The sequence below is a fragment of the Novipirellula methanifontis genome (assembly GCF_052161655.1).
Taxonomy (GTDB): domain Bacteria; phylum Planctomycetota; class Planctomycetia; order Pirellulales; family Pirellulaceae; genus Novipirellula.
Window position 1 is genome coordinate 1,368,899 of sequence record NZ_CP197418.1, and the last position, 16,473, is coordinate 1,385,371.

Here is a 16,473-nt window from a genome sequence, read left to right on the forward strand (position 1 = left end):
CGCCGTCGGCTCAATTTTTGCCGCCATAGTCGCTGATCGCTCCGCGATCAGAACGATGGATCGCGAGTGATCCATGGCATTAGCTATTCCGACATTCCTTAAGTCCGCAGCACTAGTACGGGACAGTGTGCGAGTCGCACAACGCGTTCGGCAACCGAGCCGAGCAGGATATGTTTTAGAAAACCATATCCGTGTGATGGAATCACAATCATGTCCGCCTTTTCGCTTTCGGCGAACTGCGTGATTTGTCGGCCTGCGTCCCCGATGAACACATGGATCGTCGTGGCGGCATACTTTGCATCGGACAACTTCTCGCGGAGATGTTTTGTGACCTGCTCGATTCGCGACTTGTCCGTGACGGTACCATACAAATTGCCGTACTCCATCGCAGGCAAGTTTGGCAACACGTGAATCAAGTGAACTGCACCCGATGGGTCAACTATTTGAAGTGCCTTGTCAACGGCATCGAACGACATGTCACTGAAATCGACTGGCACGACGATCCGTTTAGCTTGTAGTCCTGACATGATGTGGGCTCCACGATTTGCAATGGATGGGAAAGGGAACGCCGAGCGATGATCACAATCTCGATGAATCGGCATGATTGAGTATTTGCAAACGCTGGGCCGAGTCTAAATGCTCTGGTTCTCGCTGGCCAAGCAAGACGAAGCGTGCCAAATGAAACCAATCCCGGTCGCAACGCGTGACGATCTGCACAGTTGTAGGAGCGGCATCGACCTAAACGGGATCTGCAAAGCTACAAAGACGCGAAGGTACATTCTTTGCTTTGAAATCTCTACGCTCCATCCTGCTCCGAGATTTTTGCCTGAGGTAACGTTCGATGATTGGATTGACCCGCGTAATGTTGTTGGCGATGTGCTTCTTGCCCGCGGTCTGCAGTTTGGCGGAGGACCCACGCGGCGACATTGTTCAGCAGGTACGGTTTGAAGTCTTTGTCCGCAGTGATCATCAATCGACGAAACGTGTTTTAGACTATGTCGAAACGTTAAAACGGCGAGTGCCCGGGTTGGATATTCGCGTTTACGATCTGATCAAAGATCGCAGCCAACTTCCCAATCTCGTTGAAATCAGCAAGGCGGCCGGACGTGCCCAGCCTGTTTTGCCCGCCTTTCACTGCTGTCAACGTACTTACTTTGGTTTTGTCACCGAGGACCGGAGCGGTCCTGAAATTGAAGCGTTGTTTACAGCGGAGGTTTACACTCGAGCGACCTGCTCCCGCTGTAAAAATCTCAAGGCATTTCTGCCGAGTCTACAAAAACGATGGCCGGCAATCCAATTTCGTATCTATGAAGTGGATGATGATTCGAATGCGCGTGCCCGCTGGGAAGCATTGTGTCGTGGCAGTGGGGTGCCGCCTGGATTGCCCACGATTGATTTTGCCCGCCGTGTGATCATTGGTTATCAAGGGGATGATGTCACGGGGGCTCAACTTGAATCACTGATCCAACAGGTTTCTGGCGATTCATCGTCACGTCCCAAACCTGACGATCAATCGCGTTGGCAGCAGCGGAAACGTCCCGCCGTGACTTTGGTCTCCACCTCGCCGAGGACCGCGTTGATGATCGGCCCTCTACTGGCACAGCAATCATCCGGCGATACCGAGTCGCTTGATTCGTTTGACCTACCTGGCGAGGCCGATATTTCCGAGGTCGGCGAAGTCGAGATCGAGCCGGAGATCCTCGGCAGCGAAACGAGTGGTGACGCGATCGAAGTTCCATTTTGGGGGCGGCTGCAGGTCGATAAGTTAGGTCTTCCGCTGTTCACGTTACTGATAGGTCTGATCGACGGATTCAATCCATGCGCGATGTGGATCTTGGTGTTTTTGTTATCGGTGCTGGTGAACATCAAAGACCGCAGGAAAATTGTGATCATTGCGGGGACCTTTGTGGTGGTGAGCGGGTTGGCCTACTTCGCGTTTATGGCAGCATGGTTGAACTTGTTCATTTTGGTCGGCATCATTCGTCCGGTGCAGATTGCCTTAGGAGCGTTGGCGTTGTTCATTGGAGGCGTCAACGTGAAAGATTTCTTTGCCTTCAAAAAAGGAATCTCCTTATCGATTCCTGAGCGTCACAAGCCGGGGCTGTATCGACGGGTCCGTGAAATTGTGGCCGCGAAATACTTAACGGTGGCGTTAAGCGGTGCCGTCGCCTTGGCGGTAATCGTCAATATGATCGAACTGCTCTGTACCGCGGGCTTGCCAGCGTTATACACGCAAATTTTAACGCTCCAGAATCTTCCGGCTTGGGGGAATTACCTGTACCTTGGACTGTACATCCTCGCCTACATGTTTGACGATGCCCTGCTTGTCGTGATCGTGGTCACCACGCTTTCGCATCGCAAATTGCAAGAACGCGAAGGTCGATGGCTGAAACTGATCAGCGGTTTGGTGATTCTATTGCTCGGTTTAGTCATGCTCTTTCGCCCGCAGTGGTTGCAACTCAGTGCTATCTAGAGCCACGGTGCGTGATCGCGAATCCGGTAAAAACACCCGCCAAGCAAACTCTCGCGCAGTGACCCTGCGTGGGATGTCCATCTCGGTGTAGAATCAACGATCATGCAGATCTTCGATTCCCTTACTCAGCAAACGTGGTTTATCACGCTCATTCCGCCACTTATGGTGTTGATTGAGTTGTTGGCCATTGCCTCGGCGTTCCACGCGCTGCGCCATGTACGCACGTCGCAGGCGGCGGTGGCCTGGGTGATTGGGCTGGTGACGATTCCGTTTCTGGTGTTGCCGATGTATTGGGTTTTCGCTCGGCATCGATTCGAAGGTTACCGAGAAGCGATTCGCACGGTGGGCGAGCGGCATGTGCAATCCGTCGCTTCGGTGCGGCGTGAACTTGTCACCGATGCAAATATTCGGTCGACCTCGCTAAACACTCCGCTGGAATATTTGGCAGACGTCTTGGACACGCCTCTATGTGACAATAACAGCTTTGAATTGTTGATTGACGGAGCCGTGTTCTTTGACTCGCTTTTGACACGGATTCAGGCGGCTCAGCGCTACGTCTATTTAGAATTCTACATTCTTCGCGATGACGTGATCGGCAACAAACTCGCCGATGCCCTGATCGCGTGTGCGAACAAGGGAGTGGTGGTTCGACTGTTGTATGACGAAGTGGGATGTTTGCGATTGTCTGGGAAGTATATCGATCGTTTGGTCTCGGCCGGCGTCGATGTGCGAGCGTTTAATACACGGCAAGGATTTGTGAATCGATTTCAGATTAACTTTCGTAATCATCGCAAGCTGGTGGTGATCGATGGCGAAATGGCATGGGTAGGCGGTTTGAACGTGGGTGATGAATACCTCGGGATCAGTGCTGGAAAGACACGGTGGCGTGACACCGCGGTGCAGATTCAAGGTGATTTGGCACGTAAAGTCCAAGCGGTGTTTGCGGGCGATTACTATTGGGCCGCGCGAACCGATTTACCCGAGGCCAACTGGTACACGGAATCAGCACAGAACACCACCGCTGGCTCGGCTGCAGTCTGTGCGACCGGTCCCGCCGATCAACGACCTCGTGCAACGATGATGTTTGCATCTACTGCCGCCACGGCAAAGCATCGTTTGTGGATCAGCACCCCGTACCTTGTTCCCGATGACGCATTGATGGTCGCGTTGTCGATGGCACGTGCACGAGGCGTGGATGTTCGGTTGTTGATTCCCTCGGTGGCTGATCAATGGTCCGTTTTTCTAGCCGGGTACTATTACGAACAAGAATTAGCCGAAGTCGGAATCCCCGTTTACCGTTATCGCGGCGGTTGTTTGCATCAAAAATGCGTCTTGGTCGACGATGACTTGGTGTTGATCGGATCTACAAATTTCGACAACCGTTCGCTGTATTTGAATTTCGAGCTAATGGTCGCGATCGCCGAACCCAAGTTGATCGCTGAAGTCGCAGAAATGTTGGAGCAAGACTTCGCCGAATCGCCATGCAGCAACTCAGCTGGCGAAACGCTACGTCCCTGGTTCGCACGCGTCGGTACCGCGATTGCCCGGCTATTCAGCCCCGTGCTGTAGCGAGCACCGTAGCGTAGCATGCGCCGTAGCGAAACTCGCCAAGAGTTTCGGCGAGGTGTTTTTGCGTATAAACCTTGAGCGGATTAGACGCAGGCCGGATCACAGCGGAGCTAATTATTCGCATAGCCGCTGCAACGACGCATGCCCAAGAAACATTCTTCCGTCGAGCTTGCCACGACAAAAAGCAACGGGAAGCTACTGAGGGCTTCCGAGCCGCGGTAGTGGCGGCAGCATGTAGCCCCATGCGTAAGCATGGGGTTTCGGTCACCTCGGCACCACGATGCCGCTGTAGTGGCGACAGCGATATCCGGCGATGTTGGGTGTGCGAAATGTTAGCTTAGCTCCCCGGCTTAATCACCACGTACGATCCCAATCGAACGCAACGTTCCCCACTGATCGACCACGGGCGAAAAAAGAATTGGTAGGAATATAGAGGTAGGAAGATAAGACGCTCGACACTGTGTCTTTTTCGTTCTTTTTGTCGTATCAATATTTCTATCCTAAAAACGCTCTTCCCAAAAACTCCTTGCTCCCGTCCAATTCCCCGGCTAGCACTTGCCGAGGCGGGCATCGCACCCGTTCACCAATCAGACCTTGCCAGACCGCACGTTCACCATTGGTTATCCGCCGAATTTGAATCCACGATTCACTGACGCCTCGGGATCCCATTGCTGGAAAAAGTCGTCACGTGTGATACGAAAACGCTCGTATTCGTTTGGGTCGAGTCTCTCGGTTGAACGTCCACCATAGCCGTCTTGGTCACAGATTTCATCATAAAGGATGAATCGTCGGACATTGAACAATTGGATCTGACGCGACACCCACCCGTCAGTGTGCACCTCAAACAGAAATGTTGAGCCACCCCATCCAACGCAGAGTCCACCTGAATCCTCACTCCAGTATCTGCGGTAGTAGTTGCAGATTGCCCAACCAGTGATCCAATAGAACGGGGACACTTCCTCCCCCGTTGGCTCCACGCAAACAGGGTCTCCGGGGGCAATGTTTTTCAATTTGCGATGGTCAAATTGCGCAATCAGTGTTTTGCCATCGTTGGTCTTCACGATCGCCGAGTCGTTTGTGTTTTGTTCTGCGATGTTGCCAAGCATACGATGTTGAAGCGTTGGGTTTACCAATATGTAGTGGCGGACAACGAATTGCGATCTATTCGGTATTTTACAGTCGGATAGATTGTGTGCCCATACGTGACTGCTTTAGGGCTTGGCGCTTTGAATCAAACATCAATTGATTCCTTGTCCGATTTTACTCAACTTAGAGTTGCAGATGCAAGCTGTTGGAGACGTTGAAACCTGCTGCCTTGCTTTTGGTTTGCAACGAGACATGCCACAACAGGTCAAGAAAGTGGCTGATTACAAGATCGGCCGACATATCATTAGCATCTCCAGTATTCATCCCCCATTTTTTAACCTTCGATGTTTTAGCCTATCCGTTTACACCATCGCTGATCGAATGAAGTCGTTCACCTCAGACGGATGTGTGAGCGAAATCACGTGTCCGCCGCCCGTAACGATGGTGTCGGGTTGAGTGTATCGAATCGGCATCACGCAGTCGTGATCGCCGTGGATGTGAAAAACGGGACAAGCGACGTTGGGAGGCTTTTTCCAGTCGAGAAGTCGCGCGAGCGACCATTTGAGTACGGTTGGATTAGCCCCGCGAAATTGCCGCGTGAGTCCACTGAGATGCGGAGCGATCCGTCGGGCTAGTTTCGATGTCATCGGTGCGCAGCAAAGTTGCAGAAATCGCACAGGTATAAAACCAATTAGCGGTTTCAATGGGCGTGCCATTCGTGCAACGCGTGAAAGTTCTGCGGGTGACCGAACGCTGCCGATCAACAATACAGCAATGGGATCAATGCGCTGGGCAACATGAAGTGCGATGATTCCACCGAACGACGCCCCACCAATGATTACGCGGCCATGGGCTTGCAAGTCCTCAGCAAGACGATCGCAATACGAGTCAAGCGTATCGTCGGCACTCGGAACCGGCCACTCCGGAACGATCAATTGCGGAAACGCCACCTTTTGGAGGGCGAAGACATTGGCGTCGGCAGCAAGACCCGAGAATAGAATCAGCGGCGTCGATTCGTGCACTGCCATTGATGCTTTCCAGTTTGGCAAACGGTTCGGTTCGCCTGGCAGTGGCGAACATCTCAATCGCTATGAGAACGACGATGATCGCCGCGATGGTGCGACCAGCGACGGACCTGCGATTCATCGACGCACGACTACGGTGCCGGCAACTTTGTCACCAAATCGCTGTTTGTTTCGCGACCAAAGGATACTGGCAGCCGCGGGCATCCCGCCAAGCAGTATTGGATTTACCTCAATCAGTCGCATCAATGTACGAATGGTAGTTTGCCCGACCGAACAACGGCCCCCGTCAAAATTACGTACGACAAGGCCGTTCATGAGTTTCGCAGGCGTCGACGAAAATGCAAGTTCGCAGATGAAATAGTACGCGAGATAGGCAATGACCATCGTTACAATCTGCAATGCTGGTTGGTCGTCAGGTAGTTGTTTGGCAGCGACGACGGCGACAATCATCGATAACACATTGTCCAGCACAGCGGCGATGTGCCTCGGGATCGTGGTGCCCTCCGGTGAATCGGCTGGAGTGTTTGAGTTGAGGGGCGTCGTTTCCATTCAAATCCGTCTTAAGGTAATCGCGTGTCAAGTCGGTCGGAGGACTTATGGTTCTGCGGGTGAGGCCAATTCGTTATGAGGAATTTTCACTTGTTCTCACGAAGTGCCCCCTCGTTGGAACGGTTGGTATTCTCTGCCTCTGTAGGACGGGTGTCAAGGTTATTCTTACTTTGGAACTCAGCCCGAATGACGTGGACTTTGTGAAACGACAGCGTTAGCCTCAGGTATTTCCTCCTATCAGTAAACGACGGGCTGCAAGCCAATCAAACAGAGTTGTTCCGACAGTACGCTGGCTCAACGGGCAAACAATTGGGGACAATTGTTCTACAATGGACCGTTCGTAGGGAAGAGTGACTGCGGGGTTAAACACAAATGATTGAAATGGAATAGCGATGTCGGATCTAGATGAAGCATTGGTTTTGGTGACGACCCATTTTCATGGCGTTCGCGACAAGAGTGGTGCTCCGTATGTGCTGCACTGTCTCCGGGCAATGATGGGTGTCCAGTCGCTTGACGCCAAAATGGTCGCGGTGATGCATGACTTGGTCGAAGACACTTCGGTGACGATCGACGATTTGCGGCAAAAAGGGTTTTCGGAAACTGTACTCGCGGCAGTGGAGTTGGTCACACACCGCGAGACGGACTCGTACGAAGACTACGTCGTGCGGATCAAAGCCAACCCGATCGCTCGCGAAGTCAAACTCGCTGATCTTCGCGACAACACCGATCCTCGACGGGTGCTCTTCCGTGAAGGCCGTGAAGATCGGGATACAGCACGGATCCAAAAGTACTTACTTAGCCATCAATTCTTGACCGACGAGATTGACGAACCGAGCTATCGACGACGGATGAAATCCTTGGCGACCTCGTAGTTCGAGTTTCGCAATGTAGAACAATAGTCTCAATTGTTCATCGCCATGAGTCAACTTTGCTCGCGGAGCAATTGGGGACAATGCTTCTACAAAATGCCTCAAACAAGCAGTTCATAATCTTAATCCTACTCATAATCCTAATCTGCCTCAGTCCCAAACGCTTGCCCTGCGAAGCCTTCCATTTCGAATTCGTTCCGAATAAATAAGGTCGAAACGGATTTGGGAGCGGGTTCGAGTTGGACAATCGATTAAGCGACGCACTAAATTGATGTCTGGTAAGCGTTCGGTTTTACGTGAGCTAATGAAAGCGTCAGAGTTAAGCCCCGAGAATGAGAATTGAAACGGGATTAAGATTACGAGTAAGATTAAGATTAAGAATAAGAATCTAAATCGGGGTTGGGGGTATTTTTTTATTGGTTTAGGGCACCTCCGTCCTTTGGGAGATAGAGCTCCTATTGTTTCCCTGCGTCAAACACCGCCAGTTGCGGTAAGTGGTCGCTCAAGGCAAACGATTCCTTGTCGTCGATGTTCAAGCGAAAAGCTCCCTCAAACAACGGTCTTGATTCGACCACGCTATCTGTGATCGGTCCGGCGGCCATGACGTAATCGATCCGCCACTTGGGGATGTCTGACTTGATCGTGGGGCCGTCGCCCTTGCCGACTTTAGCGAATGAATCCGCCCATCCAGCGTCGATCCATAGTTTGTATTCCTGCGTGTCAGGTCCGTGATTCAGATCGCCGATCAGAAGCATCGACCGACCGGCATCAAGATCCGGCTTCATTGATTCGATCATGGTCCGAATCTCTCTCAGCCGAACCGTGGGATCGGCGGTTGGATAAAGATGGGCCGAATGGACAATCAGTTGCTCGTTACTCGGCAGCTTGATCGTAGCGTTTCCCCAATGCCGAGTGAACAACTCCTTCGGTCTCTCGCCCGTCATCGGTGCGTTGTGTGACTCGAGGATCTCGTATCTGCTCAGCAGCGTACCCGGCCAATTTCCGCCACTTGCAAATCGAATGTGATTCATTCCCAGAAGGTCCGCAACTTCTTGGGTCAGTTCCTCCGCAGGAGACTCCGAAAAGTTGATGATGTCGGGATCGTGCAGCGCCAACTCCATCGCCAGTCGTTTTGTCATTTGCCCTTTCGCAACGGCCTGCTTCGCCAAATTGCGTTGGTTTGGCCACCCAGTAAGACCATAGATGTTGTAGGCGATGACTCGCAGTGGCTTGGTCGTTGAATCCCCAGCAATCGAACTTGTATTTGTGATGGCGAGTCCGGCAGCGACTGTGCCACAGAATTTTCGACGAGAGATAGGCATCGTGTTCTCCATGAGTGTTGAGAAAGATTGTACTTCAACAATCCATCCATATCCGATCTTGGCAGCGCGAAACTTGGTCGCGTTACCATCGCTCTATACACATTTGCTAGAATTCAAGGCACGATCAACCAGCACAATCTTTGATGGAGATGAAGAATTGGGAAAAAATATCGTTGTTTGCTGCGACGGAACGGGGAACCAATTTGCAGTGGATCAAACGAATGTGCTTCGCTTGCATTACTCGCTCGTTATCGATGCGCAGCGGCAAGTCGCGTTCTATGAACCGGGCGTCGGTACTTTCAGTCCCAATATGGCTTTGACCCGCCCCGGTAAAGCATTCAGCAAAGTACTTGGGCTTGCATTCGGAGCCGGCTATCGCAAGACAATCGAAGACGCCTACTGGTTTATCGTCGAGAACTATCAACCTGGGGACCGGATCTGCTTATTTGGGTTTAGCCGCGGCGCGTATGCAGCTCGCGTCGTTGCCGCCTTGTTGCACGCCGTGGGAATCCTGCAACAGGGAAACCGTCATCTCGTTCAATACGCGTTGTCCGAGATTGAATTGCGGAAAGGAGTCAGCCTGGACTTTGCGCATCTCGGGCGTTTCCGAAAACAATTTTCGCAGTCGTTCGATCAAAAACCATTCATTTTCCTGGGCCTTTGGGACACGGTGTCATCCGTGTCGTGGGCATACGACTATTTGTCGTACGCGTTTACCGCAAGTAATCCGAGCGTTGATATCGTGAGGCATGCCGTCTCGATCGACGAACATCGAGCATTCTTCTCGCAAAACTTGTTCAAGCGTCGGCAGCATCAAGATTTTAAAGAGGTTTGGTTTGCGGGCGTGCATAGCGATATCGGCGGCGGGTACCCCGAAGATGAAAGTGGTTTGGCCAAGATTGCCTTGGAATGGATGCTGGTTCAAGCCCGCGATGTCGGCGGCGTACTTCTCGACGATTCAAGAGTCAAGCGAGTACTGGTAGAAGGGAGCGGGCCCAGTAATGCGGGGCCGATACATCGTTCGCTGACTTGGAAATGGTGGTGGGCAGAGTTTTTCCCGAAGCAGAGCTATCCGTCACCTGTGCCGCTGCCACACCTGTTTCGGCGAAGGAAGCCGACAACGCGCTGCCTCGATAAATCCGATGTAAGAAATTGTCGAGTCCATGAATCGACGGTGCGACGAAACAGTGACACTCAAGTCAATTACAAGCCGTCAAACTGGCCAGCAGAGTTCGAGGTCGAGCCGCAGTCGCGATACGAATTCGAGTCGTGAACGCCCACGCAAATTGCCGGCCTGATGCCTGCTTTAACGAGTGCAGTCATCGTTTCTTCGGACAATCCATGCTGGACTGGCGATCCGCATGCGAGCAATCCGCACACACCATTGCGAAGGAGGGGAGTCCGGTTCAACCAGACATCCTTACCCCCCTACGCTACTCATTGGTGTTCCGATCCCAAGTAGCATTCGAACCTTTGACGGTTGCGATTTGCTACTTGTTCTTCTTTTCCTTAGCTGCTTTTCGTTTTTCCTTCGGATTGAGCTTCGCTTTCTTCTGCTGCTCCTTTTTGCCCTTATCCTTACTTCCGCCTTTGTCACCCATCACTGGTTCTCCGAAATCGAAAGAATTGGAAATTTAACCGAAAAGCTTAGTTGTCTCGCTGCACCTGGACGTTCTCGGCACAAGGGCCTTTTTCTCCACGTGCCTCATTGAACGAGACTTTTTGCCCTTCTCGGAGATCGTCGAAACTGCCGCCTTCGACGCTCGACGAGTGAAAAAAGAGGTCTTTTGAGCTGCCAGCGTCAATAAATCCGAAGCCTTTGTCGGTGAGCCGTTTGATAGTACCTTCAGCCATTGTTCATCCAATTCGATAGATTTCTTCGCAGCATTTGCATGAGACGGAATTGTCCAGGCTAGTCCGCTGCGATCGTTATCGTATCAGAAGTTGTCTGGCTGCCGACCCCAAACTGGTCAGACCTCCTGGATTCGCCAATTAATGACGTTGCCGTCGCCCGTCAGCTCGATTTTGCTTGTAAATCGTGAGGGCGCGAATAATCCAGTGGTAGCCTGGGCGGATCCCCTGATTGTCGCTGGAGTGAAGTAGGGCCGGTTCCTTGTATAGACCGGAGACATGGGTGGCGCTTTTTCGGGGACATGGGTGGCGCTTTTTTGCAGTAATCATACTTACTCCTTTTAGGAGCAAGTATGGGCTGGAAAGAGTTCGATCGAGTGTCCCAACGAGAAGAGTTTGTCCGCTTGGCAGAGGCCGACGGAGTCAATTTTAGCCGGTTGTGCGAGCGATTTGGCATCTCACGCAAGACCGGCTACAAGTGGCGAGAGCGTCACCGAGCTTGCGCCGAAGAACCTTTGGTGGATCGCTCGCGAAAACCTCACCGATCCCCCACACAGACGCCCGCGGAGATCGAGCAGAAAGTGCTGCAGATCCGCGATGCTCACCCGGCCTGGGGCGGCTTGAAGATTCGCAAGCGGCTCAAAGTCATGGGTGAAAAAACGCTTCCTTCGCCCAGCACGATCGCCGCTGTCTTGAAGCGACATGATCGCATCAGTGACGCTGAATCGGCCAAGCGAAAGCCATGGACGCGGTTCGAGCGAGAGCGTCCCAACGAGCTGTGGCAAGTTGACTTCAAGGGCGAGTTCGCGCTGAACAACAAGAGCTATTGTTACCCGCTAACCCTGCTGGACGATCACTCCCGGTTTTCACTGGGGATCCTCGCTTGTGGGAATCAAACGCGGCAAACGGTGCAAAGTCATTTTCGCAACGTGTTCGCAATTTACGGGCTTCCACACGCGATTTACGTCGACAACGGCAACCCGTGGGGCGGTAGTCACTTGATGCGTCACACACGTTTTACGGCGTGGTTGATGCGTCACGATGTGGAAGTGATTCACGGTCGTCCACACCATCCTCAGGGCCGCGGCAAGCTGGAGCGATTTCATCGCACGCTAAAACTCGAAGCCCTGCAGGATCGCTCACTGAGCACGCTGGCGGAAGCTCAAGAGTGCTTTGATCTTTGGCGAGACGTCTACAACTTGGAGCGTCCTCACGGGGCATTGGATTTGGAAACACCTTCGCAGCGATACCAAATCAGTGAGCGACGTTTTCAGGAGAAAACGGATCCGTTCGAGTATAGCGAACGCTACCAAACACGCCGCGTCAACAGGGTTGGCCAGTTCCGTTGGAAGGGGAAGACGTACCGCATCAGCGAAGCATTCCAGGACCATCCTATCGGCTTGAGTGGGACTCAAACGGACGGCGTTTGGGATGTCAGTTGCTGTCGTTTTGTGGTGGCCCAGATCGACGAGCGGACTGGCGAAATTCGACGTCACCAGCCTCGCGGCTGAAGTTCGCTTGCGCTCACTTCAGCCGCGAGGCTGGTGAGCGAGGACGGGGAAAGCTATGCTTTCTCCGCCCCCCGCTGTCTTGTTCAAAGCGCCACCCATGTCCCCGAACGAAATATTCCCACCGGCCGTCCCTCCTGCGTGGCCGACGTAACCGAACATCCACCGGTCGCCCTCCGGAAGGTTTCGCCGACGCCGGGTTTGCATCGGCAAGCGGCGTCCAATAACGAACAGCGTGATGATACGCCAGCATCCGTGAGTTACCAACGTAGACGTGCCCGCACTGCCTTTGCGGCAAAACGACCTTAGGCGACCAGACCCGCGTCAAAGTCAGCAAGCACAAGGTTCGGATGAGTGGTCGGCACAGCCAAGTTTTCAGGAACACCAGCCCGCTCGAAACGCACCCTCGTCGAAACTCAGTTGTCTCTGTCAGCTCCTACTCAATCGACCGCGCAAACCCGAGCACCTCGTGCACAGTTCTCAAGACAAAGACTCGGGAGGATTTAAAAAGGAGGAAAGGGAGGATGTATGACGATTGAAGTTGGCCACGTATCGACACGAATTTTCACGAATGCGATCATCCCGGCACGGAACCGCGTTTGTTCCGTGAGAATCCGTGGCTGACAGCTTGGATTTAGTAGTTCTGCGTCGGTCAATGCCGCGATTGCCTATCCGGCAGAGTTGGCGCGAGAACGAGTGGTTCCGTTAATTGGCGGCTCATTGTCGACAGGTGCCGTGTAGGATGCGATTTAAGATCGACGAGAATCTTCCCATCGAAAGTGGAACAGGGCCGGTTCCTACCGGTCGTCCTCCGGAAGATTTTGCCGACGCCGAGTTTGCATCGGCGAGTGACGTCGAATAACGAACAGCGTAATGATACGCCAGCGTCCGTGAATTACCAACGTAAGCGTTCTCGCAGGGCCTTTGCGGCAAAACCATATTAGGCGACCGACCCCAGCGTCTAAGTCAGCGAGCACAAGCTTCGAATTAGTGTTTGATTAGCGAAAATTAGTGTTCGGCGCAGCCACGTTTTCAGGAACACTAATCCACACTAATCCACACTAAGCGCACCCTAATCGCCCCCCCCAAAAATCACCACGGCGAACTCTCGATATCGCTAGGTCGCCCAGCATCGGTATCTACTCGCACCGAACATCCAACGCCCGTGGTATCAACGCAACGAATTTGCTGTGTCCCCATCCGCACCATCGTGGAAAGACCAGAGAACCACTTTTTCACAAGCAAGCAGACAAACCCGAGCCCCCACGAACACGCACAGACAGACCTGGGTGGAATTTGAACAGGAGGTAAGGGAGGAAACGGAGAACCCGTGTAGGGTTTGATGCATTCAGGACTCAGACTTGGTTGAATCCAAAACTCAAAAAACAAAGCTGGAATCGAAGCTCTGTTATCTCTGTTGCCTCCTGTTCAATCGACCGCGCAAACCTGAACGCCCCGTGCACGAACTCGAGCGGACAGGCCCCGGGAGCATTTTAACAAGAGGAAACTGAGATTTTGTGCAGGGATTGATGCGTCCAAGTCTCAGGCTTGGTTGGCTCCCGGCAGCATTAGCCGCGAGACGCCATCGGTAAGTTTGAGAACGTTGAAGTTGATGATCAGCCCAATCGGAATGTCCAGCAATTTCATGTAGCTCAAAAGCTGTGCTTTATGGATGGGGTGGACCGATTCAGCTGCTTTCACCTCGACGAATAGGCATCCCTCAACGAGTATGTCAAATCGGAGCGGATACTCACGCTGAAATCCCTTCCATTCGACGATGACTTGCTGTTGGTTGTCAACTTCGTGTTCACGGATTTCAAGTTCCTTGGTGAGACACCATTCGTAGATCGACTCAAGTAATCCGGGCCCTTTTTCCCTTTGCACTTCAATTGCAGCGCCGATCACATCGTGAGTGAGTCCCGAGGCTTTTTCAAACAGTGAGTGCATTTTTACGCTCCAAACAGAGAAAACGATGTAAGAATCGAAACTCTGTTATCTCTGTTTGCTCCTGCTCAATCAAGCGTCCGAACCCGAGCACCCCGTGCACGAACCCGAGTCCCCACGAACACGCACAGACAGCCCCGGGTGGAATTTGAACAGGAGGTAAGGGAGGAAACGGAGAACCCGTGTAAGGCTTGATGCATTCAGGACTCAGGCTTGGTTGAATCCAAAACTCAAAAAACAAAGCTGGAATCGAAGCTCTGTTATCTCTGTTGCCTCCTGTTCAATCGACCGCGCAAACCCGAGCAACTCGTGCACGAATCCTCGCCGAGAAGACCGGGGGGAATTTTAACCGGAGGTAAGGAAGGAAACGGAGAACCCGTGTAGGATTTGATGCATTCAGGACTCAGGCTTGGTTGAATCCAAAACTCAAAAAACAAAGCTGGAATCGAAGCTCTGTTATCTCTGTTGCCTTCTGTTCAATCGACCGCGCACACCGGAGCGCCTCGTGCACGTACCCGCGCCGCGAAGCCCCAGGTGGAATTTGAACAGGAGGTAAGGGAGGAAACGGAGAACCCATGTAGGGCTTGATGCATTCAGGACTCAGGCTTTGTTGAATCCAAAACTCAAAAAACAAAGCTAAAATTGAAGCTCTGTTATCTCTATTGCCTCCTGTTCAATTGACCGCGCAAACCTGAGCAACTCGTGCACGAATCCTCGCCGAGAAGACCGGGGGGAATTTTAACCGGAGGTAAGGGAAACCCGCGTACCTTTTCCTCTTCGAAGTGGCCCGTTTTAAAGGCTTTTAAAACTATTTTTGAGGGTTCGCTGCTGCAATCAGGGCCTCAATTTCTAAGACGTGCTCGTACGGCGCGCGTTGTCGCCGATATTTATTCGACATAAGTTCGTGCAGTGTTTCGAGGTCTTCAAGAGGAATGGTTGGAAATAGGGTCCATTCCGTTTCGGTTTTCAGTCGGGACCGGAGCTTCCATTGACCCCCGTGCCGCGTCGCGGTGACCAAGCGAGTCTCGCCCTCTTCGGTTTTCTCTCGCCATTCGTGTTTCTTCATGATTTGTCTAGCCTGAAATATGCGTAGGGCCGGTTGCTACCGGCCGTCCCCCCGTCCTCGCCGATCGCATTGGTCATCCAACACCCGTTGCCTGTGGGAACCGGCCCTTGGTGGCTCAGAAGTCTTAACGCACTATTGAAATGGATTTTGAAGAGGCAATGACCCGAAGAATCCAAGAGCTCGGTTAACCCCTGCAGCGATTCAGCGTCACGAGCCCGTGTAACCAATCGATTGGAAGCGGGCAACGAACCGTGAGCTCGAAGCCGCAACACTCTTGATTGCCTGCGAAAATCGTATCAATCCGCGGTTTCAAAAGCTAGTCGCTTGCTGAACCCGGCGTGTGGTAATGGAGTGGGTGTAGTGGGACCTTTGGTGTCGGCGACGAGAAACCGCCAGGACTCTGTTTGGGGTATGCGCCTCGCAAATCCGCATGTGGAGGCCTTTCGCTCAGGCAGGCCAAGTGCATGAGTGACGTACGGCCGGTTCCTAGTGGCCGCCGCCATACATGGCTGGCGTAACCGAACATCCACAGGTCGCACTTCATCTGAAACTAATGGCAACTGAACAATCAATGCCCGCGGTAGGTGGGAACCGGCCCTACTTGGCTCGCGTTGATGTTTAACCGTTTTTCCAGCCGTTACGGAACGATCTAACTTTGGGAAAAGATTTCCCTACAGATCAACGACGATGATATTACTTAGGCGGGTGACGTCCGGCATCAACCCAAAGTGCTCGAACATCAACAGCCTGTTGCCAGTTCATGCGAAGCGTCTTGATTGTGGCTTGGGTAACTTCAGTCAGGCCGACGATAACCGTTCCATCGACGGACCAATCAAAGTGGTCAGGCCAATTCTCTTGCTGCGGATGAAACAGGCTCACTTCGTGTCCGGCGCCCGTGATCAATCGCGTGCGATTTGATTTGAAGCGATTGCAAGCAGGGCAGGCGAGACACAAGTTCTCAAATTCGGTGGCACCGCCAGTCGAGATTGGAGTGATGTGTTCAATTTCAAACGTGGCGACCGTTAATGCTTCATCGGTTTGGCAGTACGCACAGCAAGAAAAGAATGCGTCCCGAACTCTTCGCCGCAGATCGACAGGGACATATTCACTCACGAAGCTTCGTCTTGGTGACGGAGCGTGAAGGCGGCTCGTGCCTTAAGCAAGTTCAGTTCGTCGATTTGCTCAATCAATGAATCGAGTTCTTCAGTGAA

15 protein-coding genes are annotated in these 16,473 nt (G+C 52.6%); 5 read left to right on the forward strand and 10 right to left on the reverse strand.

Features of this window, described 5'->3' with window-relative positions:
- Positions 1–98 precede the first annotated feature (98 nt).
- A complete protein-coding gene (locus tag SH528x_RS04795; RefSeq protein ID WP_442509390.1) occupies positions 99–527 on the reverse strand; it encodes a universal stress protein in 429 nt (142 codons plus the stop codon).
- Positions 528–841: 314 nt separating this feature from the next.
- On the opposite strand from SH528x_RS04795, the gene SH528x_RS04800 reads away from it, so the two are divergent.
- Together SH528x_RS04800 and cls are read left to right on the forward strand one after the other, a co-directional pair.
- Entirely contained in the window at positions 842–2,473 is a 1,632-nt protein-coding gene (locus SH528x_RS04800; RefSeq protein WP_442509391.1) for a hypothetical protein, read from the forward strand.
- Between the two features lie 102 nt (positions 2,474–2,575).
- Positions 2,576–4,042 carry a cardiolipin synthase gene (gene cls / locus SH528x_RS04805; protein ID WP_442509392.1) on the forward strand — a complete coding sequence of 489 codons (1,467 nt, stop codon included), beginning with the start codon at positions 2,576–2,578 and terminating at the stop codon, positions 4,040–4,042.
- A 620-nt stretch (positions 4,043–4,662) separates the two neighbouring features.
- On the opposite strand, the gene SH528x_RS04810 is transcribed toward cls, so the two are convergent.
- From SH528x_RS04810 to SH528x_RS04825, 4 genes are all read right to left on the reverse strand, one after another.
- Positions 4,663–5,148 carry a hypothetical protein gene (locus SH528x_RS04810; protein WP_442509393.1) on the reverse strand — a complete coding sequence of 162 codons (486 nt, stop codon included), beginning with the start codon at positions 5,146–5,148 and terminating at the stop codon, positions 4,663–4,665.
- A gap of 163 nt (positions 5,149–5,311) precedes the next feature.
- A complete protein-coding gene (locus SH528x_RS04815; protein ID WP_442509394.1) occupies positions 5,312–5,452 on the reverse strand; it encodes a hypothetical protein in 141 nt (46 codons plus the stop codon).
- Positions 5,453–5,490: 38 nt separating this feature from the next.
- Positions 5,491–6,156 carry an alpha/beta fold hydrolase gene (locus SH528x_RS04820; RefSeq protein WP_442509395.1) on the reverse strand — a complete coding sequence of 222 codons (666 nt, stop codon included), beginning with the start codon at positions 6,154–6,156 and terminating at the stop codon, positions 5,491–5,493.
- A 114-nt stretch (positions 6,157–6,270) separates the two neighbouring features.
- The gene (locus SH528x_RS04825) at positions 6,271–6,702 is read right to left on the reverse strand and encodes an RDD family protein (protein WP_442509396.1); all 432 of its coding nucleotides are present in this window, start codon (positions 6,700–6,702) and stop codon (positions 6,271–6,273) included.
- A 392-nt stretch (positions 6,703–7,094) separates the two neighbouring features.
- On the opposite strand from SH528x_RS04825, the gene SH528x_RS04830 reads away from it, so the two are divergent.
- Entirely contained in the window at positions 7,095–7,574 is a 480-nt protein-coding gene (locus SH528x_RS04830) for a hypothetical protein (protein ID WP_442509397.1), read from the forward strand.
- A gap of 452 nt (positions 7,575–8,026) precedes the next feature.
- Here SH528x_RS04830 and SH528x_RS04835 read toward each other — a convergent pair whose 3' ends face one another.
- A complete protein-coding gene (locus SH528x_RS04835; protein ID WP_442509398.1) occupies positions 8,027–8,893 on the reverse strand; it encodes an endonuclease/exonuclease/phosphatase family protein in 867 nt (288 codons plus the stop codon).
- A gap of 10 nt (positions 8,894–8,903) precedes the next feature.
- Here SH528x_RS04835 and SH528x_RS04840 point away from each other — a divergent pair, with 10 nt between their 5' ends.
- Complete coding sequence (locus tag SH528x_RS04840; RefSeq protein ID WP_442509399.1) at positions 8,904–10,166, forward strand: DUF2235 domain-containing protein; 1,263 nt, start codon at positions 8,904–8,906, stop codon at positions 10,164–10,166.
- Between the two features lie 374 nt (positions 10,167–10,540).
- On the opposite strand, the gene SH528x_RS04845 is transcribed toward SH528x_RS04840, so the two are convergent.
- Positions 10,541–10,747 (reverse strand): cold-shock protein, encoded by a 207-nt coding sequence (locus SH528x_RS04845; protein ID WP_442509400.1) that lies wholly within the window; start codon positions 10,745–10,747, stop codon positions 10,541–10,543.
- A gap of 374 nt (positions 10,748–11,121) precedes the next feature.
- Here SH528x_RS04845 and SH528x_RS04850 point away from each other — a divergent pair, with 374 nt between their 5' ends.
- Positions 11,122–12,255: an IS481 family transposase gene (locus SH528x_RS04850; protein WP_442505492.1), complete on the forward strand. Its 1,134-nt coding sequence runs from the start codon at positions 11,122–11,124 to the stop codon at positions 12,253–12,255.
- Positions 12,256–13,794: 1,539 nt separating this feature from the next.
- Here the strand turns inward: SH528x_RS04850 and SH528x_RS04855 are convergent.
- The 3 genes from SH528x_RS04855 to SH528x_RS04865 form a co-directional block, all read right to left on the reverse strand.
- On the reverse strand, positions 13,795–14,199 hold the full coding sequence (locus SH528x_RS04855; RefSeq protein WP_442509401.1) for a GxxExxY protein: 405 nt from the start codon (positions 14,197–14,199) through the stop codon (positions 13,795–13,797).
- A gap of 805 nt (positions 14,200–15,004) precedes the next feature.
- The gene (locus tag SH528x_RS04860; RefSeq protein ID WP_442509402.1) at positions 15,005–15,262 is read right to left on the reverse strand and encodes a hypothetical protein; all 258 of its coding nucleotides are present in this window, start codon (positions 15,260–15,262) and stop codon (positions 15,005–15,007) included.
- Positions 15,263–15,955: 693 nt separating this feature from the next.
- Positions 15,956–16,375: an HNH endonuclease gene (locus tag SH528x_RS04865; RefSeq protein ID WP_442509403.1), complete on the reverse strand. Its 420-nt coding sequence runs from the start codon at positions 16,373–16,375 to the stop codon at positions 15,956–15,958.
- Between the last annotated feature and the right edge of the window lie 98 nt (positions 16,376–16,473).

Excerpts from the sequence above, each read along its gene's own strand:
- SH528x_RS04795 (WP_442509390.1), bottom strand. The coding sequence starts at position 527 with ATGTCAGGACTACAAGCTAAACGGATCGTCGTGCCAGTCGATTTCAGT.
- SH528x_RS04800 (WP_442509391.1), top strand. The coding sequence starts at position 842 with ATGATTGGATTGACCCGCGTAATGTTGTTGGCGATGTGCTTCTTGCCC.
- cls (WP_442509392.1), top strand. The coding sequence starts at position 2,576 with ATGCAGATCTTCGATTCCCTTACTCAGCAAACGTGGTTTATCACGCTC.
- SH528x_RS04810 (WP_442509393.1), bottom strand. The coding sequence starts at position 5,148 with ATGCTTGGCAACATCGCAGAACAAAACACAAACGACTCGGCGATCGTG.
- SH528x_RS04815 (WP_442509394.1), bottom strand. The coding sequence starts at position 5,452 with ATGAATACTGGAGATGCTAATGATATGTCGGCCGATCTTGTAATCAGC.
- SH528x_RS04820 (WP_442509395.1), bottom strand. The coding sequence starts at position 6,156 with ATGGCAGTGCACGAATCGACGCCGCTGATTCTATTCTCGGGTCTTGCT.
- SH528x_RS04825 (WP_442509396.1), bottom strand. The coding sequence starts at position 6,702 with ATGGAAACGACGCCCCTCAACTCAAACACTCCAGCCGATTCACCGGAG.
- SH528x_RS04830 (WP_442509397.1), top strand. The coding sequence starts at position 7,095 with ATGTCGGATCTAGATGAAGCATTGGTTTTGGTGACGACCCATTTTCAT.
- SH528x_RS04835 (WP_442509398.1), bottom strand. The coding sequence starts at position 8,893 with ATGCCTATCTCTCGTCGAAAATTCTGTGGCACAGTCGCTGCCGGACTC.
- SH528x_RS04840 (WP_442509399.1), top strand. The coding sequence starts at position 8,904 with ATGAGTGTTGAGAAAGATTGTACTTCAACAATCCATCCATATCCGATC.
- SH528x_RS04845 (WP_442509400.1), bottom strand. The coding sequence starts at position 10,747 with ATGGCTGAAGGTACTATCAAACGGCTCACCGACAAAGGCTTCGGATTT.
- SH528x_RS04855 (WP_442509401.1), bottom strand. The coding sequence starts at position 14,199 with ATGCACTCACTGTTTGAAAAAGCCTCGGGACTCACTCACGATGTGATC.
- SH528x_RS04860 (WP_442509402.1), bottom strand. The coding sequence starts at position 15,262 with ATGAAGAAACACGAATGGCGAGAGAAAACCGAAGAGGGCGAGACTCGC.